The organism is Pseudomonas sp. IT-P258, from assembly GCF_949767825.1.
Taxonomy (GTDB): domain Bacteria; phylum Pseudomonadota; class Gammaproteobacteria; order Pseudomonadales; family Pseudomonadaceae; genus Aquipseudomonas; species Aquipseudomonas monachiensis.
In genome coordinates, this window is record NZ_CATKPU010000109.1 from 187316 (window position 1) to 213278 (window position 25963).

The 25963-nt window shown below is 60.0% G+C and carries 20 protein-coding genes; 3 read left to right on the forward strand and 17 right to left on the reverse strand.

Annotated features, from left to right (window positions below; genetic code table 11):
* Positions 1 to 76: 76 nt before the first annotated feature.
* Complete coding sequence (locus ACM6G4_RS28225) at positions 77 to 3781, reverse strand: hypothetical protein (protein ID WP_414915091.1); 3705 nt, start codon at positions 3779 to 3781, stop codon at positions 77 to 79.
* 752 nt (positions 3782 to 4533) lie between these two features.
* Between ACM6G4_RS28225 and ACM6G4_RS28230 the strand changes: the two genes are divergently transcribed.
* Positions 4534 to 4782 (forward strand): DUF6137 domain-containing protein, encoded by a 249-nt coding sequence (locus ACM6G4_RS28230; protein ID WP_056727599.1) that lies wholly within the window; start codon positions 4534 to 4536, stop codon positions 4780 to 4782.
* A 117-nt stretch (positions 4783 to 4899) separates the two neighbouring features.
* Here ACM6G4_RS28230 and ACM6G4_RS28235 read toward each other — a convergent pair whose 3' ends face one another.
* The 8 genes from ACM6G4_RS28235 to ACM6G4_RS28270 form a co-directional block, all read right to left on the reverse strand.
* Complete coding sequence (locus ACM6G4_RS28235; protein ID WP_223542559.1) at positions 4900 to 5157, reverse strand: hypothetical protein; 258 nt, start codon at positions 5155 to 5157, stop codon at positions 4900 to 4902.
* On the reverse strand, positions 5154 to 5366 hold the full coding sequence (locus tag ACM6G4_RS28240) for a hypothetical protein (protein ID WP_056728088.1): 213 nt from the start codon (positions 5364 to 5366) through the stop codon (positions 5154 to 5156). The genes ACM6G4_RS28235 and ACM6G4_RS28240 overlap by 4 nt, the downstream gene beginning before the upstream one ends.
* Before the next feature lie 266 nt (positions 5367 to 5632).
* Positions 5633 to 5812, reverse strand: a complete 180-nt coding sequence (locus ACM6G4_RS28245) for a hypothetical protein (RefSeq protein WP_007979950.1) — start codon at positions 5810 to 5812, stop codon at positions 5633 to 5635.
* A gap of 156 nt (positions 5813 to 5968) precedes the next feature.
* A complete protein-coding gene (locus ACM6G4_RS28250) occupies positions 5969 to 7138 on the reverse strand; it encodes a lactonase family protein (protein WP_414915115.1) in 1170 nt (389 codons plus the stop codon).
* Positions 7131 to 7469, reverse strand: a complete 339-nt coding sequence (locus ACM6G4_RS28255; protein ID WP_056727603.1) for a DUF5629 family protein — start codon at positions 7467 to 7469, stop codon at positions 7131 to 7133. The genes ACM6G4_RS28250 and ACM6G4_RS28255 overlap by 8 nt, the downstream gene beginning before the upstream one ends.
* Before the next feature lie 54 nt (positions 7470 to 7523).
* The gene (locus tag ACM6G4_RS28260) at positions 7524 to 9104 is read right to left on the reverse strand and encodes an aldehyde dehydrogenase (NADP(+)) (protein WP_414915092.1); all 1581 of its coding nucleotides are present in this window, start codon (positions 9102 to 9104) and stop codon (positions 7524 to 7526) included.
* A 10-nt stretch (positions 9105 to 9114) separates the two neighbouring features.
* Complete coding sequence (gene araD1, locus ACM6G4_RS28265; RefSeq protein ID WP_223542562.1) at positions 9115 to 10107, reverse strand: AraD1 family protein; 993 nt, start codon at positions 10105 to 10107, stop codon at positions 9115 to 9117.
* Between the two features lie 159 nt (positions 10108 to 10266).
* On the reverse strand, positions 10267 to 11589 hold the full coding sequence (locus ACM6G4_RS28270) for an MFS transporter (protein WP_056727610.1): 1323 nt from the start codon (positions 11587 to 11589) through the stop codon (positions 10267 to 10269).
* 194 nt (positions 11590 to 11783) lie between these two features.
* Here ACM6G4_RS28270 and ACM6G4_RS28275 point away from each other — a divergent pair, with 194 nt between their 5' ends.
* Positions 11784 to 13520: an IlvD/Edd family dehydratase gene (locus ACM6G4_RS28275; RefSeq protein WP_414915093.1), complete on the forward strand. Its 1737-nt coding sequence runs from the start codon at positions 11784 to 11786 to the stop codon at positions 13518 to 13520.
* 178 nt (positions 13521 to 13698) lie between these two features.
* Positions 13699 to 14418 carry a FadR/GntR family transcriptional regulator gene (locus ACM6G4_RS28280; RefSeq protein ID WP_156385876.1) on the forward strand — a complete coding sequence of 240 codons (720 nt, stop codon included), beginning with the start codon at positions 13699 to 13701 and terminating at the stop codon, positions 14416 to 14418.
* A gap of 174 nt (positions 14419 to 14592) precedes the next feature.
* Here the strand turns inward: ACM6G4_RS28280 and ACM6G4_RS28285 are convergent, their stop codons facing one another.
* The 8 genes from ACM6G4_RS28285 to ACM6G4_RS28320 all read right to left on the reverse strand — a co-directional run bounded on the left by ACM6G4_RS28285 (position 14593) and on the right by ACM6G4_RS28320 (position 25911).
* Positions 14593 to 16977: an efflux RND transporter permease subunit gene (locus ACM6G4_RS28285; RefSeq protein WP_056727616.1), complete on the reverse strand. Its 2385-nt coding sequence runs from the start codon at positions 16975 to 16977 to the stop codon at positions 14593 to 14595.
* A 43-nt stretch (positions 16978 to 17020) separates the two neighbouring features.
* Positions 17021 to 18073 carry a WD40/YVTN/BNR-like repeat-containing protein gene (locus ACM6G4_RS28290; protein ID WP_414915094.1) on the reverse strand — a complete coding sequence of 351 codons (1053 nt, stop codon included), beginning with the start codon at positions 18071 to 18073 and terminating at the stop codon, positions 17021 to 17023.
* Positions 18074 to 19394: 1321 nt separating this feature from the next.
* The gene (gene pepN, locus ACM6G4_RS28295) at positions 19395 to 22052 is read right to left on the reverse strand and encodes an aminopeptidase N (RefSeq protein WP_414915095.1); all 2658 of its coding nucleotides are present in this window, start codon (positions 22050 to 22052) and stop codon (positions 19395 to 19397) included.
* 10 nt (positions 22053 to 22062) lie between these two features.
* On the reverse strand, positions 22063 to 22893 hold the full coding sequence (locus ACM6G4_RS28300; protein ID WP_056727622.1) for a DUF2797 domain-containing protein: 831 nt from the start codon (positions 22891 to 22893) through the stop codon (positions 22063 to 22065).
* Positions 22890 to 23150 carry a YeaC family protein gene (locus ACM6G4_RS28305; RefSeq protein WP_056727623.1) on the reverse strand — a complete coding sequence of 87 codons (261 nt, stop codon included), beginning with the start codon at positions 23148 to 23150 and terminating at the stop codon, positions 22890 to 22892. The genes ACM6G4_RS28300 and ACM6G4_RS28305 overlap by 4 nt, the downstream gene beginning before the upstream one ends.
* 33 nt (positions 23151 to 23183) lie before the next feature.
* Positions 23184 to 24053, reverse strand: coding sequence for a rhomboid family intramembrane serine protease (locus ACM6G4_RS28310; RefSeq protein ID WP_056727625.1), 870 nt, complete (start codon positions 24051 to 24053; stop codon positions 23184 to 23186).
* Positions 24050 to 25021 (reverse strand): metallophosphoesterase, encoded by a 972-nt coding sequence (locus ACM6G4_RS28315; protein WP_223542567.1) that lies wholly within the window; start codon positions 25019 to 25021, stop codon positions 24050 to 24052. Before ACM6G4_RS28315 ends, ACM6G4_RS28310 begins: the two co-directional genes overlap by 4 nt.
* Positions 25021 to 25911 carry an NAD(+) kinase gene (locus ACM6G4_RS28320; protein ID WP_008016128.1) on the reverse strand — a complete coding sequence of 297 codons (891 nt, stop codon included), beginning with the start codon at positions 25909 to 25911 and terminating at the stop codon, positions 25021 to 25023. Before ACM6G4_RS28320 ends, ACM6G4_RS28315 begins: the two co-directional genes overlap by 1 nt.
* Positions 25912 to 25963: the final 52 nt, after the last annotated feature.

Here is a 25963-nt window from a genome sequence, read left to right on the forward strand (position 1 = left end):
CAGACGTGTACTCTCTCCAGCTTCTTTTCAGATCAAGACGAATTCCGGGCACAGGCTCTCGGGTCCGCACGATAACTCAACACTCGGTCGACCCCAAGGAAACGGGACGCCTCTGCCCCAGAGTCGGCCACGAATCTAACGACGTCCAATCGATGCCTTTTTTTAGTTCAAATCGACAGACGGGGCGGCTCATCAAAATCTGCGTCTGGATGGCCTGCTCAGCGTCAGCGGTACATCCCCACGGAACAGTGTCCAAGTCCCGTAGGAGTCCCGTCAATATATCCTGATCAAGGCAGTCGCCGAATCGAGCGACCAAAAGGTGTTTCGCGCGGCGAAATCGCATTCCGGTGCCGACCAGTTGCGCAGCCAAGTGCGATGCGCCATGGGCCGCCATAGCAATTTCGGGTGCATGCCGCACGATCATCCCCGGCATTCCCGATAGCATTGATCCCGCCGCCGCGACTTGCCGCAAGTCATCCGCCAGGTCCGAGCGTTTGAATAGGCAGGCTGCGATCAGGTCATCGCCGACATTGAAGACGCCCCGCCCGGCGAGTTCCGAAAGCGCCTCCTTTGGCCACTTGGCCGCCAGGAAAAGGGTGGCCTGCCGGAGCGATTCATAGCGACCGAACCACCGTCCGTTGTCCTCGGCCTCCTCATTCAGCCAGTGCGCATACCCGTCAATCAAGGTCCGACAATAATCGAATCCCCTGCGCAGACAACGTAACAGCAGACCGCGAACGATTCGGCTGCACGCCATCGCGGCGACCGTCGACGACATTGGCAGGGCGTGCAAGGCGACGTACTGCGCCCTGTCCTCGATCACCGCTCGATACCGTATCAGTGTGGTAAATATCTCCTTCCATTCCAATCCGTCGAAACGTTCGGCGAAGCCGTCCACGGCTTCGTTGGCGACATACGAAAAATCGTAAGAGGCGTCGAATAGAAAGCGCGTAGCGACCACAAAGTGCCAGAGATGCTCGTAATCCCAGGGATCTGATCCTTGCGCGTTAAGGCGGATGAACAGTGTCCAGGTACCCAGCACTTGCTCGCGCCGGACCGTCAGTGCCGGGAACATCCAAATTTGGAAACGATCCAGAAATACCTCAAACGCCAGGATCCTCGCGATTTCGCCCCCGGGGCAATCAGGCGGCTCCGTCCACTCTACCGAGATCTGCCGCGGCGTGAACACGTAGCTCGCCTTGTGCGTTCCCATCGGAATCTGAATCTCGAGCAACTCTCGCTCGAAACGCAGAACCTTCGTCGAGCGACTGCTGAACGTCGAACAGAAGTGTTCTAGCGCTTGTACGCGCCGTGGTAGCCCCTGCGCGTCAAGCCGCAGCCCCGCCAGGGAGTATTGATGAAGGAGATTGTGAAGAACGTGCGGATTCTCGTACCGCAGCGGTGTTTCATGGGAAACCACAATGGCGTCAAACTCGAATCGCCAATTGCGGTCCTGTATCTCGAATGACTCGGGCATCTCGTCATCAGCCCATTGACGCAGCCAAATTTGAAAGCGCTGAAGCACTGCGGCATCGCGCTCAGACAGCGATCCTATGTTCAGGAATTCGATCCACCATTGCATCACTATGAGGTAGCGGCGGTAGCTGCCAGCGTCGCCCTCCTCCACCGAGCGCCATAGCAGCCCTTTCAATGAGGCGTCATACGCTTCGACCAGCGATCCTCTAATCTGCTCAGCGACGTTTTCCAGACCGGCTTCGTACAGCGCACCCCGGAGTGTCAAGTAAGTATCGTTGAGCTGCAGAGGAAGCCGCGCGGTCGTGCTGCCACCCGACACCATAGCTCTAAACAACGCTACTGACTGTCGGAATGCGTCCACTGGTTCGAGGACGGCGGGATTAACGAGAGCCTGCCGCGCAAGCAGGATCCCACTTGCGATCGGCAACTCCAAAGAGCGGATGGATACCATCGATTCGACAAACAAGCCATCTTCAAGATCGTGTGCCAGTGCATCGAGGTAGGAGACGGCGTCGTCCGGCTCATAAACCGGCAGTCGCTTACATTCCGTCCTGACGAAGGCCACGCTTTCAAGAATCAACACGGCGTTATCGCGCTGAAGCGCCTTCAAATGCACGGCAGCCGAATCGACCAGGCGCCGCAACGTTTGCGACGGTAGCCAGGACGTCGCCGCCTCACAGTCGAGCAGTGCCAGGACAATTCGAAGGTCACCACTCGCGACCAACGTGCGTGTCACGGACGACAGCGCGAACAGCGTGCGCAGTTCGCCCTGCGGCTCATTCCGTGACACCCGGAACGCACGTTCGTAGTCCCTCGCAAATTCAGTGAGCGCGCAGCATTCGCCGGCATACCCTGGATTCTTTGACCGCCAGATTGCCGCGAGCAGTGAGGGTGACTCCACTACTCCGTCGTCGCGTTGCATCCAGCTCGCCGACATCGGCTGCTCGCTACGTGCGAACAGCCGCTCCTTGACTTCACGCGCGACCGGCAAACGACGCAGCTGGGAAAGGACTTCGACGCAGTCTCGCGTCAGCTCGCCGCCAGGTGCCAGCACCTCATCGGTGAAAACAAGAGCGCAGTCGTCGGGCAACACCAACTCTCGGCGACGCTCACTCTGAATTGATCGCAGCAGCGTCGAGTCACCGAAAATGCAGGTGCCGCGGTCAAATACAACGCAGTCTGCTCCGGCTGACATGCGTCGAGTGTCCATTCTGACGCATGTAGTTTTCTGCTGGCGGAACATGATACCCGCGTGCTCCTCCGCACTGCCTTCGTCTACTAATACCACCGCCACGTCGGCCTGCTCGTGCGCGTTGAGTGCAAGATATCGGCGCCAGGCGCTCATGAGATCAGGTGCCACCAATGCGCGGCCCGAAGATTGTGCACCCAGCATCAACAAGCCGGCTTCCACGACATCGTAGCGACCGATCAATGTTTCACGGCATGCATCGGTCAACACATCACGATCGCGAAAGGCATCATCAGAATACGCCGGCCGCGCCTGCAGCAGATGCAACCGTTGCACCGTCGTCGCGCGCAGATGGCGTGCGCGCCATAACCTCAGGTCTGAGCAAGCAGGACGCAGCACCAAGGCCGTCGCCTGCGAGCCGGTATTCTGAGCGCTGGCGAAACCGAAACCGATCGTATGCGCGACGTTCATCAGTTGTGGGTTTCGCGGCATGACGGTGGTCACGGACACGAAGCCAAGTGTCGTCTCCAGGCCCCATTCGCAATCGATCGCAATGAAGTCGAACGTCTGCATCAGTTCATTACATACCGCCTCCATGTGATCAAGAACAGCTGTGTCCAGATACGGCGAATGATCGCGACCGACATCGCCACAGACATCGATCTTCAGTAGCTGTTGCACAAAGCATGGAATTGCCTCGACATGATCGTAACGCCCCGAGAGCGCAAGTTGGCGTCGTGCATGCTCGGTCGATCCACTCATGGCCACAGTGGCAATACACCGTATCAGCGCTTGTGGCTCGGGACATATCAGGCTTTCGTAGCCGCCGGCATTGACGTGATCCGTCAGGTCCTCGTTACCTGCACTACGCACGATCCAGGGCGCTGAACCACAAACGTCCTCCACGCTTCGCGCCAGCAGCGGAAAAGCCTCCTCCAAAGCGGCTGCGTAGATCGCTACCGCTTCATCCGCCTGTGCCAGGCCGCCCGCCACTGCGGTTGGCAATGGGGCAATCGGAAAGATAGGCAGGACAAGATTCCCCAGGGATTCGATCTTCCGGATGCGCAGGAGCCGATCCGCCTTGGGTCCGTAGAGTTGTTCTTCGTCTGTAGTCATGGTTTAGCACGCAAGATCCGATGATTGTGGTGGTGCGGCATGTAGCTGGGCCAGCAGTCTAAGCAGCCGATGATGAAGATTCTGATCTGCTCCACTCAGTCGCCCTAGGCGACTGGCAACTTCCGCCGCCACGATCATTCCGAGGCCGACAATTTCACTATGCGGTACACGAACCTCCGCCCCATAGGTTGGCAAGAACTTGAGTTGAAAGCTGCTCGTACAATACGTCCGCATGCAATTGACTGACTTTTTTATCGCTAATCAAGTGATAGCTTGAGGCCCTGCTCTGAAACAAGGTATGCAATAGCGCTGCTAACAAGTTGGCGCTTTTCGATACTCCCACGGCCAACACGGCTACGGGATACAACGGTATCTTGTGCGTCGTACCGAACAAAGCGTGAACACTGCGAATATAATTCGCGACCATGGCTGCTATTCCATCAAAATTTTTTATTCAATATGCAATATCTGAAAAGCACTACAAAGTCCTGGGAAGCGTACTACATCCAATCCTTACACAAACAATATTTAAAGTTTTAAATTTTCAGAGCTCAGTTTCTCTGCTACGGTAATTCAACTTGGACGAACAGAAGGCATCTCTTATCGATGGCAATTAGTTGTTATTCAGCAATTATCCAAGTGCAATGTTTGCCAGGATCGCACTACTCCCAGAGAGGGCAACTACGCGACTACAGTTGATTCGATGTAATGCGCGGATATAACTGATGATCAATTAAAAAGTGACCACACTCATGAAACCCACCTTCATTCGCCAACTTGTCATTCACACAATCTGCAATGTGATTGGCGCGCCGCCTGAAGAGGTTACGGCCCTCGACAGGGTTGAACTGAATACACGCGATTGGGAGCAGGTCTTCAGCCGGCTGGAAGCAACGCTCGACATCCAGACCGGTATGTTGACCTCGGCCGAGCGATCGTTTTCCATCTACGCGTTGACGTGTGTGCTACACACCAAGCTGACAGACGACATGATTACCTAACCGACACGTGATCGGAATCGTCGTGAGTCCTGACGCGCAACGTGACCTCATCCGGCCGGATCGCTGTTTACCGGTGTGATACGCAAGTAAGAACACCGATACTGTAGCGAGAGAGCTTCAGGCCAACACCTCACACATCCCGATCGCCGAGCAATCAACCTGGAACGGCCCGAACACCACACCTTCATTCCTGATCGGTGGATTGCCGGCCAGCATGCCCTGGGCACTGGCGTTTTCGATGTTGCGGGCAATGTTGTGATTGGCTTCGATGGCCCGTGCCACCGAGCCCGCCGAGCCCTGGCCGATCCCCAACAGGGAGGATCCGTTGGTCATGAACGCCAGGAAGGCGATGACCCAGAGTCTGTGCCCTTTCATGCGCCGACGACTCCCGCGAGTTCCGCCTGATCAACGCTCGCGTTTTGCCCACGGTGTTCAAACTGGATGCCGGGATGAGCGACCTGGATCGGCGCTTCGAAGGTGACTTGCGACTGCGCTGAAAGACTGACCACCAGCACCATGGCAAGGTAAAGACTGATCGCCACATAGGCGCCGTGTTTGGCAGAAGTGAGAATTGCGCTGGCCATGATGTTCTCCGCGGGCATGTTTCAATGCCTACAGAATCGATCAAAAAATCCTGGGTAACCACTCAGGGTTATCCATAGTGACCATCAGCTTCATTGATCATTAAGCCAGGCTATTTCAGCCTTCAATAGAACTAATCAGGGGATTCGCGGGCAGCATGCGTTATGCAGGAGCGACACCACTCTGATCGTTTTCAACACCTGCTATTCAACATCAGGCGCCTCGATCATCAGTGACTTCGCTCCTGCATAAAGGCAGGGCTAAACGTTCAGGCTTGGGTTTTGTGATCCAGCGCGGCGTAGAAGTTGGCGCTCTGTTGCAGGTATTTCTGGGTGTAGCTCTGGGTGTGGGCTTTTTTGTCGCTGATTTCAACGTTGGCGCTGGCTGGCAACGCAACGGTGGCGGAAATGGCGGAAGCGGCGATGACAGAGAAGATGTTGAAGTTCATGGCGGTATTCCTCGGATTCAGTTGGCTTGCTTGCCCGGTGGGGCCGTGAAGCAAACTTAACCCTCGAGGGTTCGTGCCTTGAAATGCTTTGTAGCAGTACCAGATATCAGCGTCATTGATAAAAGCGGGCAGGCCCCATCAACCGGGGCCTGCGGCTTATTGACGCAGCAGAAACCTGAGGTCGCTCGGGGCGTCCATCGGTAGTTTTTGCACGGTCTTGCCCAGCAGACCGGTCCTGGCGTCGCGTTCGACGACGACAATCTGGTTGCTCTTCTGATTGGCGATCAACAGGAATTTGCCGCTCGGATCGAGGCTGAATTCCCGCGGATGATCGCCCTCCACCGCCCGGCGTTGCAGTTCACTGAGGTGACCGGTCGCCGGATCGATGGCAAACACCAACAGTTGATTGGCGGTGCCACGGTTGCTGACGTAGAGGAACTTGCCGTCAGCCGAGGCATGCAACGCCGCCGCAGCCTTGTCTGAAACTGGCTGTCCGGCAGCCAGATCGACCATTTGCGTCTGTTCGAGTTGGCCTTCGTGGTAGTCGAACACCGCCACTTGCGCGCTCATTTCCATGGTCAGCCAGGCGTGTTTGCCATCGGCGCTGAACAGCAGGTGGCGCGGCCCGCTACCCGGCGGCAGCTGCACGAATGCCGGGGTGGCCGGGATCAACGGCAGTTCCGGATTGGCCCTGGGGTCGAAGCGGTAGGCAAACACCTTGTCGGCGCCCAGGTCATTGGCGAACACGTATTTGCCGTCCGGTGACGGGATGGTCGAATGCACATGGGCCGAGGCCTGGCGCTCGGGATTGACCCGGCTCGCCGGGTGGCTGCTCATCTGCACCACCGGTTTGAGCTTGCCGTCGGCCGTCACTGGCAATACCGCCAGGGTGCCGCCCGGATCTTCGGCCACCGAGTAATTGCTGACAAACAGATGGCTGCCATCGATGCTGAGACTGGAATGGGTTGGCTCGCTGCCCAGGCTTTGCACCTGGCTGATCAGGCTCAGCGCGTGGGTCTTGGGATCAATCGCAAAACTGCTGACGCGCCCTACCGGATCGGTTTGGCCCGGGCCGTTTTCATTGACCACGAACAGGTGTCGCCGATCCTTCGACAGGGTCAGCCACGACGGGTTTTCGCTCTTGATCACTTGCAGTGGGCTGGCATCGATCTGCCCGGTGCCGCTGTCGAACACCAGGCGGTAGATGCCCTGGCTTTGACCTGCAGTGTAGGAGCCCACCAGCAGCTGATAGTCATCGGCGGATGCCACCTGGACGCCCATGGCGCCGATGCTGCCGGCCATCAACAATGGCCAGAGGTTACGCATCGCCTTGGTCGTCATCTTCGTTGTCACCGCTGACGACATCGCCCAGGCACACCAAACGGTGTTCACCCGAGTCACCGGTGATCAACCAGCTTTGCAGCGAGGTATCGAAGGTCGCGGCCTGGATCTGCGCCGGGGTGAACTCCCAGTGTTTGGCCGCACGGCCATCCATGCATTCAATGTGCAGGTTATCATCCTCGTCGAGGGCGAATTCGAAGGCATGCAGCCCGTCGATCTCCACCATTCCGCAGTGTTCGAGGGCATTGAGCAAGGTGTCGGTTGGGGCAGTCATGGCAATCAGTCTTTGAATGGGAAAGACGCAATGATAGCTCATGCACCACCTCCCCTGTAGGAGCTAGCTCGCTCCCACAGGGATTGTGACTGGCAGTTAAAGTGCCTCGCGGGACGACTGCCCATCCACCAGTCGCTGGATGCGCAATGGATTGCCGTTCTTCAGCGCATCCGGCAGCAAGCTGTCCGGGTAGTTCTGGAAGCACACCGGGCGCAGGAAACGATCGATGGCCAGTGTGCCCACCGACGTACCGCGCGCATCGGACGTTGCCGGGTAAGGCCCGCCGTGAACCATCGAATCGCAGACTTCCACGCCCGTCGGATAACCATTGAGCAGGATGCGTCCGACTTTCTGTTCCAGCAATGCCGTCAGCCCGGCGAACTGCTCGAAGTCTTCCGGCTCGCCAATGACGGTAGCGGTCAACTGGCCGTGCAGGCCGTTCAAGGCCGCCATCAACTGCGTATGATCGGCCACTTCAACCACCACCGTGGTCGGGCCGAACACTTCCTCCTGCAACACTTCATCGCCATCGAGCAGCAGGCTGACATCGGCCTTGAACAGCTGCGGTTGCGCCTGATTGCCCTGCTGCGGATTGCCGGCCAGGTGCTCGATCCCCGGATGCGCGAGCAGTTTTTGCAAGCCCTGGCCATAGCTGCTCAGGGTTCCGGCATTGAGCATGGTTTGCGCCGGCTGGTCACCCATCAACCCGGCCACTTGCTGCACAAAGGCACTGAATGGCGCTGAGCGAATGCCGATCACCAGACCCGGATTGGTGCAGAACTGGCCGCAGCCCTGGACCACCGACACCGTGAGTTCCCGAGCAACGGTATCGGCCCGCGCCTGCAACGCCTGGGGCAAGACGATCACCGGGTTGATGCTCGACATTTCGGCGAACACCGGTATCGGTTGCGCACGGGCCGCGGCCATGTCGCACAAGGCACGACCGCCCTTGAGCGAACCGGTGAAGCCCACCGCCTGAATCGCCGGATGCTTGACCAGTGCCGCGCCGACGCCCCCGCCATGGATCATGTTGAACACGCCGGCCGGCATCCCGGTTTTCTCGGCGGCGCGGATGATCGCGTCAGCCACCCATTCAGCGGTGGCCATGTGACCGCTGTGGGCCTTGAACACCACCGGGCACCCGGCGGCCAGCGCCGAGGCGGTATCGCCGCCGGCGGTGGAGAACGCCAGCGGAAAGTTGCTGGCACCGAACACGGCCACTGGTCCCAGACCGATCCGGTATTGACGCAGGTCCGGGCGCGGCAACGGTTGACGCTCCGGCAATGCCCGGTCGATCCGTGCACCGTAGAAGTCACCGCGACGCAGTACTTTGGCAAACAGACGCATCTGCCCGCTGGTGCGTCCACGCTCGCCTTGAATCCGGCCGGCCGGCAGCGCCGTTTCGCGGCAGACCACTGCGACAAAATCATCACCGAGGGCATCCAGTTCATCGGCGATGGCCTCGAGAAACTGCGCCCGCCGCTCCGCGCTCAGGCTGCGATAGGCCGGATACGCGGCCGCCGCCGCGCTGGCCGCCGCATCGACTTCCTGCGGGGTCGCCTGATAGAAATCATGGGGCAATGCCTCACCGGTGGTGGCATCGACACTCTGCAATTTGACGCTGCCGGCGGCGCTGCGTTGGCCGCCGATGTAGTTATGTCCAAGAATCCGGGTCATGGGTAACTCCTCAAAGTGTGCCGACGGTGCCGGGTTCAAAAGCCGCTGCGACCGGAGCGATGCCATTGATCAATGGCGCGCCGAATTCGGCCTGGGTGATCTCGAACACGTCACCCGGTTGCGTGCGAACGCCGTCGGCAAAGGACAGGGTCGCCGTGCCGAAGAAGTGAATGTGCACATCCCCCGGTCGCAGGAACTGGCTGTATTTGAAATGATGGAATTCGAGGTTGGCGAGGCTGTGGCACATGTTCGCCTCGCCACTGAGAAACTCGTTCTGCCACAGCACTTCGCCGTCCCGCAGGATGCGGCTGGTGCCCGCCAGATGCTGCGGCAGTTCGCCGACCCGCAGTTCCGGGCCATAGCTGCAGCTGCGCAGTTTCGAGTGAGCCAGGTACAGGTAGTTCTTGCGCTCCATGACGTGATCGGAGAACTCGTTGCCCACGGCAAACCCCAGGCGATACGGCTTGCCGTCCTGACCAATCACGTACAGGCCGGCGATCTCCGGCTCTTCACCGGCATCTTCGGCAAACGGTGGCAGGGGAAACGGCTGGCCGGGTCTGACGACGATGCTGCCATCGCCTTTGTAGAACCACTCCGGTTGCACACCGGCTTCATCCACTGCTGGCTTACCGCCCTCGACGCCCCACTTGAAGATGCGCATGGTGTCGGTCAGCGCGGATTCGTCGCCGCTCTGCTGATGCATCTTGTCCCGGGCCGACGCACTGCCCAGATGGGTCAGGCCCGTACCGCTGACCAGCATGTGCGCCGGGTCCGCATGGTCCAGCGGCGGCAGGATGCGCCGTTGCGTCAGCAGTTCGGCATAGTCGTGGCTGATGCCCAGCCCCAGGCTTTGCACCTGTTGCTCAAGGCTTGCGCCCGCCTCGATCGCCGCCAATGCCAGATCGCGAACGGTGCGCGCGTCCTGCACTTCACGGACCAGGCCTGCCTCGACCACGCCGACACGGCGTACGCCGTTACTCAATTCGAACTGAACCAAACGCATGAATTTTTCTCCTGTTAACAATTCTTCAAAACACCTCAGAACCAATGTGGGAGCGGGCTTGCTCGCGAAGAGGCCGTCATACCCGACATCATCGGTGACTGACACTCCGCTTTCGCGAGCAAGCCCGCTCCCACATTTGGTCGGTGTGAACCCTCAAAATCAGGTTCGGGAAGCCCCACGTGCACTTGCTGCAAATTGATCGGCTGGCAGGACGTGCTTGCGTTCCAGCAGGCGATAGACGATGCCTGTCAGAATCAGGCCGAACACCATCACCCCCGACAGGAAGTACAGGCCCGACGCCAGGTTGCCGGTGTATTCCTTGAGCGCACCGATCACGAACGGACCGATGTAGCCGCCGAGGTTGCCCACCGAGTTGATCAGCGCAATTCCCGCCGCCGCACTGGCACCGGCAAAGAAACGGCCCGGCAACGTCCAGAACACCGCCGTGCAGGAAAACAGTGCGAACGCCACCAGACACAGTGCGGCCAGCTGCAGCACCGGCACCGACAGCCAGGCACTCAGGAACAAACCGATGGCGCCCAATACATAAAGCACTGCCAGATGGCCGTAACGATCATTCAAACGGTCAGAGCTGCGCGGAATGATCAACAGACCGACGATCCCGAAAATGTAGGGCACCGAAGACACGAACCCGGTCACCAGATCGCTGCCGCCGAACTGCTTGATCAGGGTCGGCAGCCAAAGACCCAGGCCATAGATGCTCAGGGTCACCGGCAGGTAGAACAGCGCCAGCAGCAGGACGCGCTTGTCCTTGAGCGCATGCAAGGGATTGCCGTGGCGGGTCTGGCCGTAGGCTTCGAGGTCCTTTTTCAGCTCGCCGCTCAGCCAGTCTTTTTCCGCCTGGTCCATCCACTTCACTTGCTGCGGGCCGTCGGGCAACCAGCGCAACACCGGCCAGGTCAGCAGGATCGCCGGGGTGCCGATGACGATGAACAACCACTGCCAGCCGTGCAGGCCGAGCACGCCGTCCATGCCCAGCAAGCCGCCAGACACGGGGCCGGTGATCATCATGGCAATGGGTTGCGACAGGATGAACAGCCCGAGGATCTTGCCGCGATGGCGAACCGGGAACCATTGGGTGATGTAGTACAGAACGCCCGGGAAGAACCCGGCCTCGGCGGCGCCGAGCAGAAAGCGCATCACATAGAAGCTGTTCGGCCCCTGGACGAAGGCCATGCCGATGGTGATGGCGCCCCAGGTGACCATGATCCGCGCAAACCAGCGTCGTGCGCCGAAGCGGTCGAGCATCAGGTTGCTGGGGATTTCCAGCAGGAAGTAGCCAATGAAGAACAACCCTGCGCCAAGGCCGTAGGCCGCATCACCCAGGCCAATGTCGGCGCCCATGTGCAGTTTGGCGAAGCCCACCGCGGAGCGGTCCACATAGGCGATCAGGTACAGCAGGATCAGGAAAGGAATCAGTTTCAGCGTGATGCGACGGATAAGCCGCAGTTCCTGGCTCATGAGATCGGTCTCCGATTGTTGTTGTTATAGAACCTCGGGGGACGCCTCTCGCGAACAATTCGCCAGGGCCATCCCTCCGTTTGATCGGACTATATAGTAATACTATTTATGCAACAACACTTCCAAAGCGCAGAATTTGCGCTTATGTTACGCCTCAGCTCGAACAATATAGTCATACAATAAGAGAACCGATCATGTCTGATAAGAAACCCACCCTGCGTTCCGCCCAATGGTTTGGCACCGCCGACAAGAACGGCTTCATGTACCGCAGCTGGATGAAGAATCAGGGCATCGCCGACCACCAGTTCCATGGCAAGCCGATCATCGGCATCTGCAACACCTGGTCGGAACTGACCCCGTGCAACGCGCATTTCCGCCAGATTGCCGAGCACGTCAAACGCGGTGTGATCGAGGCCGGCGGCTTCCCGGTGGAGTTTCCGGTGTTCTCCAACGGCGAATCGAACCTGCGCCCCACCGCCATGCTCACCCGCAACCTGGCGAGCATGGATGTCGAAGAAGCCATTCGCGGCAACCCGATCGATGGCGTGGTGCTGCTGACCGGCTGCGACAAAACCACCCCGGCCTTGCTGATGGGCGCCGCCAGTTGCGACGTGCCAGCCATCGTTGTCACCGGCGGGCCAATGCTCAACGGCAAGCACAAGGGCAAGGACATCGGCTCCGGCACCGTGGTCTGGCAGCTCAGCGAACAGGTCAAGGCCGGCACCATCAGCATCGACGATTTCCTCGCGGCCGAGGGCGGCATGTCCCGCTCGGCCGGCACCTGCAACACCATGGGCACGGCCTCGACCATGGCCTGCATGGCCGAAGCACTGGGTACCTCCCTGCCCCACAACGCGGCGATTCCAGCGGTAGATGCGCGCCGTTATGTGTTGGCGCACATGTCCGGCATGCGTGCCGTGGAGATGGTGCGCGAAGACTTGAAGCTATCGAAGATCCTCACCAAGGAAGCCTTCGAAAACGCCATTCGCGTCAATGCCGCCATCGGCGGTTCGACCAACGCAGTGATCCACCTGAAAGCCATTGCCGGGCGCATTGGCGTGGAGTTGGATCTGGATGACTGGACCCGTATCGGTCGCGGCATGCCGACCATCGTCGACCTGCAACCGTCCGGGCGCTTCCTGATGGAAGAGTTCTATTACGCCGGTGGCTTGCCCGCCGTGCTGCGTCGCCTCGGTGAAGCCAACCTGATCCCGAACCCGAATGCCTTGACCGTCAATGGCAAGTCCATCGGCGAGAACACCAGGGACACGCCGATCTATGGCGAAGACGAAGTGATCCGCACCCTCGACAACCCGATCCGCGCCGACGGCGGCATCTGTGTCTTGCGCGGCAACCTGGCACCGCTGGGCGCCGTGCTAAAGCCGTCCGCCGCCACGCCCGAACTGATGCAGCATCGCGGCCGCGCAGTGGTATTCGAGAACTTCGACATGTACAAGGCGCGGATCAACGATCCGGAACTGGACGTGGATGCCAACTCGATACTGGTGATGAAGAACTGCGGGCCGAAGGGTTATCCGGGCATGGCCGAGGTCGGCAACATGGGCCTGCCGGCCAAGCTGCTGGCCCAGGGCGTGACCGACATGGTACGTATTTCCGACGCGCGCATGAGCGGCACCGCGTACGGCACTGTTGTCCTGCACGTCGCCCCGGAAGCCGCTGCCGGCGGACCGCTGGCCGCCGTGAAAGAAGGCGACTGGATCGAACTCGATTGCGCCAGCGGCCGTTTGCACCTGGACATCCCGGACGCCGAACTGGCCGCGCGCATGGCTGACCTGCAACCGCCGCAGAACCTGATCGTCGGTGGCTATCGTCAGCTCTACATCGACCACGTGCTGCAAGCGGACCAGGGCTGCGACTTCGACTTCCTGGTCGGTTGCCGCGGGGCTGAAGTGCCGCGTCATTCCCACTAAAAAAAAGATCGCAGCCTCCGGCAGCTCCTACGGGATTCAGGTCAGACACATTCATTGTGGTGAACCGGATCTCTGTAGGAGCTGCCGAAGGCTGCGATCTTTTCAAGGGCTGGATCGCCTACCGTCCGCGCCTGCTATCATGCGCGACACCTATTCGCACAGGACCGCGCCGTTTCCCATGGATTACCGCAAACCCTCCGACCGCAAAAGCATGCACTCGCGCATCGTCCAGGAGCTGGGCATGCAGATCGTCTCGGGACGTTTCCTGCCGGACGACAAGCTGCCCGCCGAAGCGCTGTTGTGCGAAGAATATGCGGTCAGCCGACCGGTGTTGCGTGAGGCCACCCGGGTCCTGGTCGCCAAGGGCCTGGTGTATTCCCGCCCGCGGGTCGGCACCGTGGTCAAGCCGCGCAAGGACTGGCACATGCTCGATCCGGACGTGCTGCACTGGTTGATGCAAAGCAGTCCGCAGAATCAGTTTTTCGACCTGCTGACCAGCGTGCGCAGCATCATCGAACCGGCCGCTGCCGCCCTCGCCGCGCAATTCGCCACGGAAGCGGACATTGCCTCCATCGGTGAGGCCTACCAGCGCATGGAAGCCGCGCCGACGCCGGAGGCTCTGTTGCAGCCGGACCTGGACTTCCACAGTCGCATCGCCGATGCCACGCACAACGACCTGCTGGCCAACCTGTGCAACATGCTCTCGGTGGCCATCGCCGAAGCCTTGAAGCATTCCAACCAGCGGCCGAACCTGCATGAACTGGCGCTGCCCCGGCACAAGGCGATCCTGACCGCCATCGAAAACCGCGATGCCCTAGGCGCGCGGCATGCGACGCTGGTGCAACTCGATGATGCGCGCAGTGCGTTGAATGTGGTTTTGGGTAGCGATCCTTCGTAATGGCAAAGTCAAAAGATCGCAGCCTTCGGCAGCTCCTACGTGGGATTGCCTACACCGATTAATTGTGGGTGTATTCGATCAATGTAGGAGCTGCCGAAGGCTGCGATCTTTTGATCTTCGCCCAAATAAAAAAGCCGCAACCCTGAGGTTGCGGCTTTTTCATTTCAGCATGGATCAGTGGGCAAACAACGAATTGCCCTTCTGCCCCGCCAGTTTCTCGGGCTTGATCAGGAATCGCGCCAGTGCCGGCAACAGCCACAGCGCACCGAACATGTTCCACAGCAACATGAAGGTCAGCATCAGGCCCATGTCGGCCTGGAACTTGATGGCCGAGAAGATCCAGGTGCACACGCCGATGGCCAGGCACAGGCCGGTGAACAGCACCGCCTTACCGGTGGACTTCAGCGTCTGGTAGTACGCCTCTTGCAGCGGCAGGCCGGCACGCAGGAAGCTTTCCAGGCGACTGTAGATGTAGATGCCGTAGTCCACGCCAATCCCCACCCCGAGCGCCACGACCGGCAGGGTCGCGACTTTCACGCCGATGCCCATGAAGGCCATCAGGGCGTTGCCGAGTACCGAGGTCAGCACCAGCGGCAGCACGATGCACAATGTCGCCGCCCACGAACGGAAGGTGATCATGCACATGACCGCCACACAGATGTACACCAGGATCAGGATGGTCAGCTCGGACTTCTTGATTACCTCGTTGGTGGCCGCCTCGATCCCGGCGTTACCGGCGGCGAGGATGAACTCCAGGCCTTCCTTGTTGTTTTCCTTGGCGAACTCCTGCACCGCATGCACCGCGCGATCCAGGGTCTCGGCCTTGTGATCGTTGAGGAACACCAGCACCGGCGCCAGGGAACAGCTGTTGTTGTACAGGCCGTCGGCGCGGGCAATGGAGTTGTTCAGCACATCAGGATTGCGCGACAGGGTTTCCCATTTCAGGTTGCCCTCGTTCATGCCCTTGATCATTTGCTTGGACACGGTCACCAGGGAAATCGCCGACTGCACGCCCTCGGTGTTCTGCATCTTCCACATCAGCTCGTCGATCGGCGCCATGGCTTCATAGCGCGAGCAGCCTTCGGACTTGGTCTTGACCATCACCACCAACACATCGGAGCTGGTGGAGTAGTTGTTGATGATGAAGTTGTTGTCCTTGTTGTAGCGCGAGTCCGGACGCAGTTCCGGTGCACCCTGGTCGAGGTCGCCGATTTTCAGGTTCTGGCTGTACCACAGGCCGCCGCCAAAGGCGATCAATGCCAGCAGAATGGAAACCGGGGCAACCTTGGCGCTGGCGAAGTTCGACAGCAGGCGCCAGAACGGATGCTCGCGCACCGCGTCTTTCTTGCTGCGCTCGACCGCACGCTTGCTGATGCCGACATAGGAAATCGCCACCGGCAGCAGGATCAGGTTGGTGAACACGATCACCGCCACACCGATGGATGCGCCGATGGCCAGTTCACGGATCACACCGATATCGATGATCAACAGCGTGATGAAACCCACGGCATCGGCGAGGATCGCGATCATCCCCGGCAGGAACAATTGACGGAACGTACGGCGCGCCGCCGTGAGGGCGTTGTCCGCCTCGCTCGATTGCAGGGCGATCCCGTTGATCTTCTGTACGCCGTGGGAAATACCGATGGCGAAAATCAGGAACGGCACCAGCATCGAATAGGGGTCGAGCCCGAAGCCGAAGAAGTGCATCAAGCCCAGTTGCCAGACCACTGCCACCAGCGTCGTGCTCAACACGGCGACGGTACTGCGCAGGCAGTTGGTGAACCACAGCAGGAGGATCAGGGTGATGACGAAGGCGATGCCGAAGAACATGACCACCATCACCAGGCCATCGATCAGGTCACCGACTTTCTTGGCAAAACCGACAATGTGGATCTTCACGTTCGGGTTCTGTGCTTCGAACTTGGTGCGGATCTTGTCTTCAAGCTCGTGAGAGAACTGGCGATAGTCCAGCGCCAGCAGCTTGCCCTGGTCCTGCGGGTCCGGGTAGGACTCCAGCAATGGAATGTCGACGATGCTCGACTTGAAATCGTTGGACACCAACCGTCCGACCTGACCGGACTTGAGCACGTTGTTGCGCAGCAAGTCGAGGCTGGCCTGGGAGCCATTGTAGCTCTGCGGAATCACTTCACCGCCGGCGAAGCCCTCTTCAGTCACTTCGGTCCAGCGAATGCTCGGGCTCCACAGCGACTTGAGGCCGGAACGGTCGACACCGGAGATGTAGAACACTTCGTCGTTGATCTGACGCAAGGTCTCCATGTACTCCTTGGAGAAGATGTCGCCATCGGTGGCTTCCACCGAGATCCGCACGGTGTTGCCCAGGTTCGCCAGATCGTTGCGGTGCTCCATCATCTTCTGGATGAAGGGATGCTCCAGCGGGATCATTTTTTCGAAGCTGGTGGACGGACGGATCAGCGTCGCCTGCCAGAACAGGAAAATACTGACCAGCAGGCAGATCGTGATCACTGCCGGGCGGTTGTTGAAGATCAGGCGCTCGAGGAACGTCGCCTTGTCCTGGTGATGAGTACTTAAAGAGGTCATACGCCCGCCTTGTTATTATTAGCTCGACTCATTTGCCCGCTTTTTATTTGCCAAGCTCGGTGCCGCTTGGCGAGGTGACGCGAACGCCGCCCTGCCCGGCCAGAACCAGATTGCCATTGCCTGCCGCCGTCACTGCCGAAACCGAAATACGGTCCGGACGGTTGACCACCTTGAAGGTTTCGCCATTGTCGCTGCTGCGAATCACCGAGCCGCCGTTGCCGACGATCACGATGGAACCGTCGTCGAGCAGCGTACCGCCGGACAGCCCGAACTCCAGGTCGCCACGTTCAGCCTTGAGCTCGACCTGCTCCCAGTTGCTGCCAAAGTCCGTGGAACGGTAAAGGTTACCGCGCAGACCGTAGGCCAGCAGCGTATTGGGCTGCGCCGTGCCGATCACGCCGAACAGCGAGCCTTCGTACGGACCTTCGAGTTTCTCCCAGGTCTGGCCCCAGTCCGCGGAACGGAACATGCTGCCCTGCTCGCCGACGATGAACAGCCCGGCGTCCTTGACCGCAGCGATCGAATTCAGGTGGTACTGGTCTTCGTTGTCCAGGCGATCGCTGGCGTCTTCCCAATGCTTGCCACCGTCGGTGGTTTCCATCAGAGAGCCGTAGGCGCCCACGGCAAAGCCACTGTCAACGTCCTTGAACCAGACATCGAGCAGCGGCGATTCGCGTGTCAGATCTTCGAATTGCTTGGTCCAGGTCGCGCCGCCGTCCTCGCTGGCGAGGATCTGCGCGTCATGACCGACGGCCCAGCCGTGCTTGTCATCGACGAAAAACACCGACGTCAGCAGGGCCCGGGTCGGGACCTTGGCCTGGGTCCAGGTAGCGCCCTGGTCATCGGAATACAGGATGTGCCCACGATCCCCGACCGCCACCAGGCGCTTGCCGGCGTGGACGACATCGAGCATCAGGCTTTTGGCAGCCTTGGCGGATTCAATGGAATAAACAACATCGGATGCTGGCGCCGCCGCGGCCAGCGCAGGCGCCGACAGCATGGCAGAGCCCAACAGCGAGAGCGCTGTGGCCAGCAACGCGAATTTGCGTAGTGCCGGCGGGCGGCAGATACCCACACCCATGACAGGCTCACTCATAGACCTTCTCCCATTATTATTGTTAGGTCGTTCAACCTTTCTGGGCGCCGCAAGGGTGCGTGTCTGGACCGGCTGTTTCAGAGCATAGTCCTGAAACCCGCAATCCAGAGCCCCTTCGGAAGCTGGCTTATCCTATCGGTGTTTTTTCATGTCTGACAATCGACGCCACGTTATGTTTTGTTAACCGGGGGGATGGGGGGTTGTTCTGAATGGTTGGGTATCAGGTGGGGTGATTGCGGTTTTGGGGTTTGGGGTTTGGGGTTTGGGGTTTGATGTTTGATGTTCGGAGTACATATCCGTTGCTGTCGTAACGGCTACTTATCCAATCGGTGTACATATCCGTTGCTGCGGTAACGGCTGCTGACGGTTTCGCTCTTACAGCGACTCACTTTTCCAAACGCCGAAAAGTAAGCAAAAGGCTTTGCCCCGACGTACGGCACCTCGCCAAGGCTCGGTGTTCCCTCGCTACGGTGTCCATCAGGGGGCATCGCCTCCGGTCTGCTTCGCGACGACCTCCTCTCGATGTGTTCGACTTCGTCGAACGGCGCTGCGCGCCTACCCCCTGATGAACACCTACGCTCGGCCTGCCGAAGGGGCAAAAGATCAAAAACCAGATCAAGATCAAGATCAAAAGCCAAAGCCAAAGCCAAAGCCAAAGCCAAAGCCAAAGCCAAAGCAGCTATGGATCTCTGAAAATCCCGGTGCAAGCAGATGGGACTCGGTCGGCTGGCAGGCCGCCATCGCGAGCAAGCTCGCTCCCACAGGTACTCAGTACATCTGCAAGGTTTCGGTCGACTGTCGGGCCGCCTTCGCGAGCAGGCTCGCTTCTGCAGTTGGGCTGGGTACATTCGGAAGAAATTGGTCGGCTGACAGGCCGCCATCGCGAGCAGGCTCGCTCCCACAGAAGAGCAAAGGCAGAGCGCGTACACCGCGCCGCTCTTCACCACTCATCAGGCCGAGCGTTAGCTCGCCTGCAGCTTTTGATCTTGATCCACCCGCCCCCTCGGAAGGCTGAGCGCAGGTGTTTATCCGGGGATTGGCGCGCAGCGCCGTTCGACGCAGTCGAACTCATTGCATGTAGGTCGAAGCGAAGCCGACCGGAGGGCAATGCCCCCGGATGAATACCGCAGCGAAGGAACCCCGAGCCCCAGCGAGGGGCCGTACGTAAGGGGCGAGACCTTTTGGTTCCTTTTGGGGCGTTTGCCAAAAGGGACTCGCCGTAAGGGCGAAACCGCCAGCCGCCGCTACCGAAGAAACGGATATGTACTCAATCAACCCATGACCCTGGTCGGCCCAAAGGCCGCCAAGGTCAACAGCAGACTCAGGCCAAACTCTTGCTGACCACTTCAAACACATCACTGGACAACTGCCCCGAAGCCCGAATCCGCTCCAACTCCCCCTTCATCAAAGCCTGACGAGCACTGTCGTACTTGCGCCAGCGAGTCAAAGGCACCAACTGCCGAGAAGCAATCTGCGGATTAAAGCCATTCAACTCGATCACCAGATCCGCCAGGAAGCGATACCCCGAACCGTCGGCCGCGTGGAAGTTGATCAGGTTCTGCCCGGCAAACGCACCGACCAGCGCCCGCACCTTGTTCGGGTTCTTGATGTTGAACGCCGGGTGCTGCATCAGCGCTTTCACACGCTCCAGACCGCCCGGCAATACACTGCCGGCCTGCACGCTGAACCACTGATCCATGACCAGCGGGTTGTCCTTGAAGTGCTCGGCGAAGCTGGCCAGCGCCTTGGCCTTCTCGGCTTCAAAGGGTGAGTTGACCAGCACGGCCAGCGCGGTCAGGCGCTCGGTCATGTTGTCGCACGCATCGAACTGCTCCAGGGTTGCCGCCAGAACTTCCGGCTTGCCGCTGAGCATCAGGTAGGACAATGCGATGTTCTGCAACGCGCGGCGAGCGAAGTGCTCGGCCTCGGCCACGTACGGAGTCTGCTTCGACAACTCGCGGTTGGCCTGGTAACGCAGCCACAGGCCTTCGAACAACGCATCGGCCAATTGCTTGCGGGCAAACTCGCGGGCGGTGTGAATCGCTTCGACGTCCGCCACGTCGCTGATTTCGGTCAAGTAGGCTTCGCTTGGCAGCGAGAGCATTTCGGCGACCATGGCCTGATCCAGCGACTCGTCAGAGAGCACCGTGCGCAGCGCCGACACCAGACGCTGATCGAGTACCAGCGCTTCGCCCTTCTGCTGCTGGCCGATCAACTCTTGCAGCACCTGCACCGACAATTGCTGGCCAGCATCCCAGCGGTTGAAGCCGTCGCTGTCGTGCTGCATCAGGAACATCAACTGGTCGCGGTTGTACGGGAAGCTCAGCTTCACCGGTGCCGAGAAGCCGCGCAGCAACGACGGTAGCGGTTGTCCGGCGATGTCGACGAAGGTGAAGGTCTGCTCGGCTTCAGTCACCGAAATGACCCGCGAGGTGCCTTGGGCGGTAGCTTCACCGGACAGACGCAGGGCAATAGCCGCGCCTTTGGAATCCAGCAGGCCCAGTTCGACCGGGATCACGAACGGCAGTTTTTCAACCTTGTCCGGGGTTTGCGGACAGCTCTGGCGGAACGTCAGGCTGTAGGTTTTCGCGGCGGCGTCGTAGGACTCGGTTACCGCCAGCCGCGGTGTACCGGCCTGGCTGTACCAACGCTTGAACTGGGACAGGTCAACGCCATTGGCATCTTCCATGGCCTTGATGAAGTCATCGCAGGTCACGGCCTGGCCGTCGTGACGTTCGAAGTACAGGTCGCTGCCTTTGCGAAAGCCTTCGGCGTCGAGCAAGGTGTGGATCATGCCGACCACTTCCGAGCCCTTTTCGTACACGGTCAGGGTGTAGAAGTTGGAAATCTCGATAAAGCTGTCCGGGCGCACGGCGTGGGCCATGGGGCCGGCGTCTTCGGCGAACTGGTGGGTGCGCAGGTACGCCACGTCCTGGATGCGCTTGACCGTGGCCGAGTTCATGTCCGAGGAGAAACCGGCATCGCGGAACACCGTGAAGCCTTCCTTGAGCGACAACTGGAACCAGTCGCGGCAGGTCACGCGGTTGCCCGACCAGTTGTGAAAGTATTCGTGGGCGACGATCGCCTCGACCCGCTGGTGCGCGGCATCGGTAGCGGTTTCCGCCTTGGCCAGCACGGCGCTGGAGTTGAAGATGTTGAGGCCCTTGTTCTCCATGGCACCCATGTTGAAGTCATTCACAGCGACGATCATGAAGATATCCAGGTCGTACTCGCGACCGTAGACCTCTTCGTCCCAGCGCATGGACTTCTTCAGGCTGTTCATGGCGTGCTGGCACTTGTCGATGTTTTCCGGCTCGACATAAATGCGCAGCGCCACATTACGCTCGCTCATGGTGGTGAAGCTGTCTTCGACGCACCACAGGTCACCGGCCACCAGCGCGAACAGGTACGCCGGCTTCTTGAACGGGTCTTCCCAGGTCGCCCAGTGCCGGCCTTCTTCACCGGGACCGGAAGCGATCGGGTTGCCGTTGGACAGCAGCACCGGATAGCTGTGTTGTTCGGCGACGACCGTGGTGGTGAAGGTGCTCATCACGTCCGGGCGGTCGAGGTAATAGGTGATCTTGCGAAAGCCTTCGGCCTCGCACTGGGTGCAGAACATCGTGCCGGACTTGTACAGGCCTTCGAGCGCAGTGTTGGTTTCCGGGTGGATCCGGACGCTGGTGTCGACCGTGAAAGTGGTGCTGGTCGGGTGCAGGGTCAGGTGATTCTCGGTCAGCTGATACTGCGCCTCTGAAAGCGCCTGGTCGGCCAGGGTGACCGACAGCAGTTCCAGCTGCTGGCCGTCCAGCACCAGCGGCGGCAGGCCCGGACCACGCTCGGGGTTGCGGCGCATCACCAGTTGCGCATGGACCAGGCTGTGGTCCTCGTACAACTCGAAGGTCAGGTGTGTTTCGTCGATCAGGTACTCGGGCGCCTGATAGTCCTTGAGGTAGATCATCTTCGGTTGTTCGGTGCGCATGCTGGAGTCCTTACTGATGCACGGCGAGCTGGTAAGCCGTGTATTTACGAATGTTGATCACGCCGGTATCGAAGATCAGGTATTGGCCCTTGACCCCCATCAGCGTGCCTTCGGCAATCGGGTTCTTGTCCAGGTTGAAGCTGACGATCTTCGCCGGGTACTGCTCGACCGGGTAGCGGATTTCCAACGGTTCGACGTCGGTCACCGGCTGGATCGCTTGCAAGCCAAATCGCTGCTGCAACCCGAGCAAGCCTTCAGCGCAGCTCTCGAACAGTCGATCGCGGACTTCGGCCAGGTTCACCGCCGCCGCATCGCCCTTGAGCAAAGCACGCCAGTTGGTCTTGTCGGCCACCTGACTGCGGAACAGGTCTTCGACGAAGCCGGACTGCTGGCGGGTCGAGACGCGCATGATCGGCAAGGCCTGGCTCGCACCCTGGTCGAGCCAGCGGGTCGGCAACTGGGTGGCGCGGGTAATCCCGACTTTCACCCCCGACGAGTTGGCCAGGTACACCACGTGATCGGTCATGCAGAACTTCTCGCCCCACTCAGGTTCCCGGCAAGTGCCGGCCTCGAAGTGGCAGCGCTCCGGGCTCATGATGCACACGTCGCACTGGGCCAGCTTGGTCATGCACGGGTAGCAGTAACCCTGGCTGAAACTGGTCTTGGTCTTGCGTCCGCAATGGGTGCAGTGGATCGCCCCCAGGTATTCCAGGCGCACCGTGGTGCCGATCAACGGATTGACCGGAACCTCGGTTTCGCCCAGACGGAAAGCGTATTGCACGTTCGGCCCGTCCAGGCGCGCCGACATTTTGCTGATTGCACCGCGGCCAATCTCGATCAATGGATGGCATCCGACTTGAACAGGATATTGGGCACTTGAATCGACTTCGAGCTGCATTCCTGCGGGCCCATGTAACCGGTGCGCTGGTCCTCGGGCAGGTTCTGGATTTCCCAGGCGATCATCGCCTGCAGCGACAGCTCGCGTTGTTCGGCGGTGAGCTTGCCACCGTCGGACCATTTGCCGATTTCCACGGCCAGTTTCAGGCTCTCGTAGATATCGGGAGTGATGTTGTTGATCATTTCGTTAAAAGAGGACATTGGGTCTCCGTCTCTTTATTGCATGTTCTTAAATTAGGCGGCCAGTTTACGGCGGTTATACAAACCGCCCAACAAACCGGTGAAGCATCCGATGAGTAACCCGCTGACGTGGGCCGCGTTGGCGATTTCGCCGAAGCCGATCATCGACACCAGCCCGGACAGGCACAGCAGCAACCACACCAGCATCATCACCAGCACGCCACGCGGCAGGCGATAGGCCGGGTTCGGCGCCAGCAGCTGGAAGATCCAGCAATGCCCGAGCAGGCCGTACAGTACGCCGGACAAACCGCCGAACAGGGTCGGGCCGCTGAACAAATACTGGGCGAAGTTGGACACCAGGCTGAACAGCAAGGTCAGGCCGATCAGGTTGATACTGCCCTGGCGCGACTCGATGCGCCGCCCCAGTTCCCAGTACCACATGCCGTTCATCGCCAGGTGCAGGATGCCGAAGTGGATCAGCATCGGCGTGACCAGGCGCCACCATTGCCCCGCCGCCAGGCTGTCGGCCAGTGGCGTGAAATGGATGTACTCGCCGACCACGCGGAATTCGAGGAAGGTCAGCCAGCGCAGCGTTTCAAGGTTGTCGCCGAGCAAGGTGACCGCGCCGACGATCATGCTCAGCAGCAATACCAGCGCAGTGGCCCTGGCGTATTTCAACTGCTCGACGAAGCCCGGGCGCTTGACGGTTTGCGCCACCGGAATGTCCAGTTGCTGGTCGGGATCGCCCGCCGGAAAACGTTCGTACAACGCACGCACGTCTTCGCTGATGTTGTCCGGCACCCACAGCACCTGCTCGCCAGCTTCTTCGCTGACCCGGTGGGGCACTTGCATGCGCTTGAGCAGGGTGACGAACCCGCTCAAGTCCACCGCCAGGGGCAGACGCAATACCGCTACAGCACTCATTGCAGCACCTCCGGCCGCTCGACATCGACCCAGACGAATTTTTGCGGATCCAGGCGGGTTTCCTGATCCAGTCGGTAGGCAACCAGTTTGCCGTACAGCACCGCGCTGTAATCCAGGCAGGCCAGGTTCGGCCGGATCGGTGCCGGCTTGCCGCTGCGCCAGTAATGGCCGACGAACAACAGCGGCTCATCGATGCCGTAGCGCAGCAAACTGTTCTTTTCAGTGGACGTCAACGGGGTCCGGGCCACGGGTTCGGGCAGTGCATCCGGCTGGAACACGATATCGCCGTAGGTTTTCGGATCGTCTTCCCAGAACTTGGTCCGGAAGAACGAGCGCACCAGGCCGTCGCCGCTGGTCATGGTCAGGCCATGGGGCAAGCGCATGTCCGTACCGCGCAACAGCCGGTCGAATACGGTGCAGGCAAAAGAGCCCGACTCCGCCGACGCCTGGACAAAATGCTCGTCGACGCAACCGTTGGGGAACAATGCCCGCAGCGGCTCGATCAACCCGGCGTCCCAGCAGGCGTGGACCACGCGAAAACGCCCGGCATCGACGAACAATGGCAACTGGTAGAACCATTGCTGGAAGTCGTGCCAGTCGCCCGGATGGTTTTCGAACTGGGTCAGGGTTTCGTGCAGCAAGCGGGCATGGCGCGGCGTGTGCTCGCGCACGAACTGCTTGCCGCTGCCGGGCAACGCCGGCGTCGCCCAGCCCAGCGCATTGAACTCGTGGTTGCCCATGATGCACAGCGCCTGACCGGCCTCGACCATGTCGTGGACGATGTGCAGTGCCTCGCGAATCCGCGGGCCGCGGTCGATGATATCGCCGACGAACACCGCCATGCGCGAGGCATGCCGCCAGACGCCACCCTGTTTGTGATAACCGAGTCGGTCGAGCAAGTGCTCCAGGGTCAGGGCGCAACCGTGCACGTCACCGATCAGGTCGTAGCTACGCGCGGGATCGAGCATCAGTCGCCTCCACCCCCCAACTTGCTGCCCCAGCCGAGCTTGGTCCGGCAGACTTCGTAGTAATTGTGGTCCAGCGGGTGAATCAGCCGCAGTTTCTGGGCTTTCTTGCTGACGGTGATGGTGTCGCCCGGCGCGCAGGTGAAGTGGTTCTGCCCGTCGCACGAGACTTGCGGGTAAATCTGCATATCCTTGGACACGACGATTTTCAGCTCACTGTTGCCATCGACCACGATCGGTCTACCCGACAAGGTATGGGGGTACATCGGCACAATCACAATAGCGTCGAGCTTGGGATGCATGATCGGCCCGCCGGCGGACAACGCATAGGCGGTGGAACCGGTCGGCGTGGCAACGATCAGGCCGTCGGCCTTCTGGCTGCAGACGAACTGGCCGTCGATGTACAGTTCGAATTCGATCATTCGCGTGGATTTACCTGGGTGCAGCACCACATCATTGAGTGCATCGCCCTGGCCGATGGCCTCGCCATGGCGCCGGACTTCGGCCTGCAACAGGAAGCGGTTTTCCACCAGATAGTGGCCGTCCAGCACTTCGGCGACCTTGGTTTCCAGCTCATCGGGACGGATGTCGGTGAGAAAGCCCAGGCTGCCGCGGTTGATACCGAGCACCGGAATATTGTGCTTGGCCAGCGCACGGGCGGCACCGAGCAGGCTGCCGTCACCACCGACCACAATGACCATGTCGCAGACTTCGCCGAGCATCTTGCGCGACGAAGTTTGCAAGCCGTGCCCTGGCAGCACTTCGGCGATGGTGTCTTCGAGGATCACGTGCAGATGACGATCGAGCAGAAACCGTTTCAGTCGGCGGACGGTATCCAGCACCTGGGAACTGCCCAGGCGACCGATGATGCCGATATTGCGAAATTGCTCCATGGGGCTCCTGCGGGGATCTGCGTGGCGGCGAAAACCACGATTATGGGCGAAA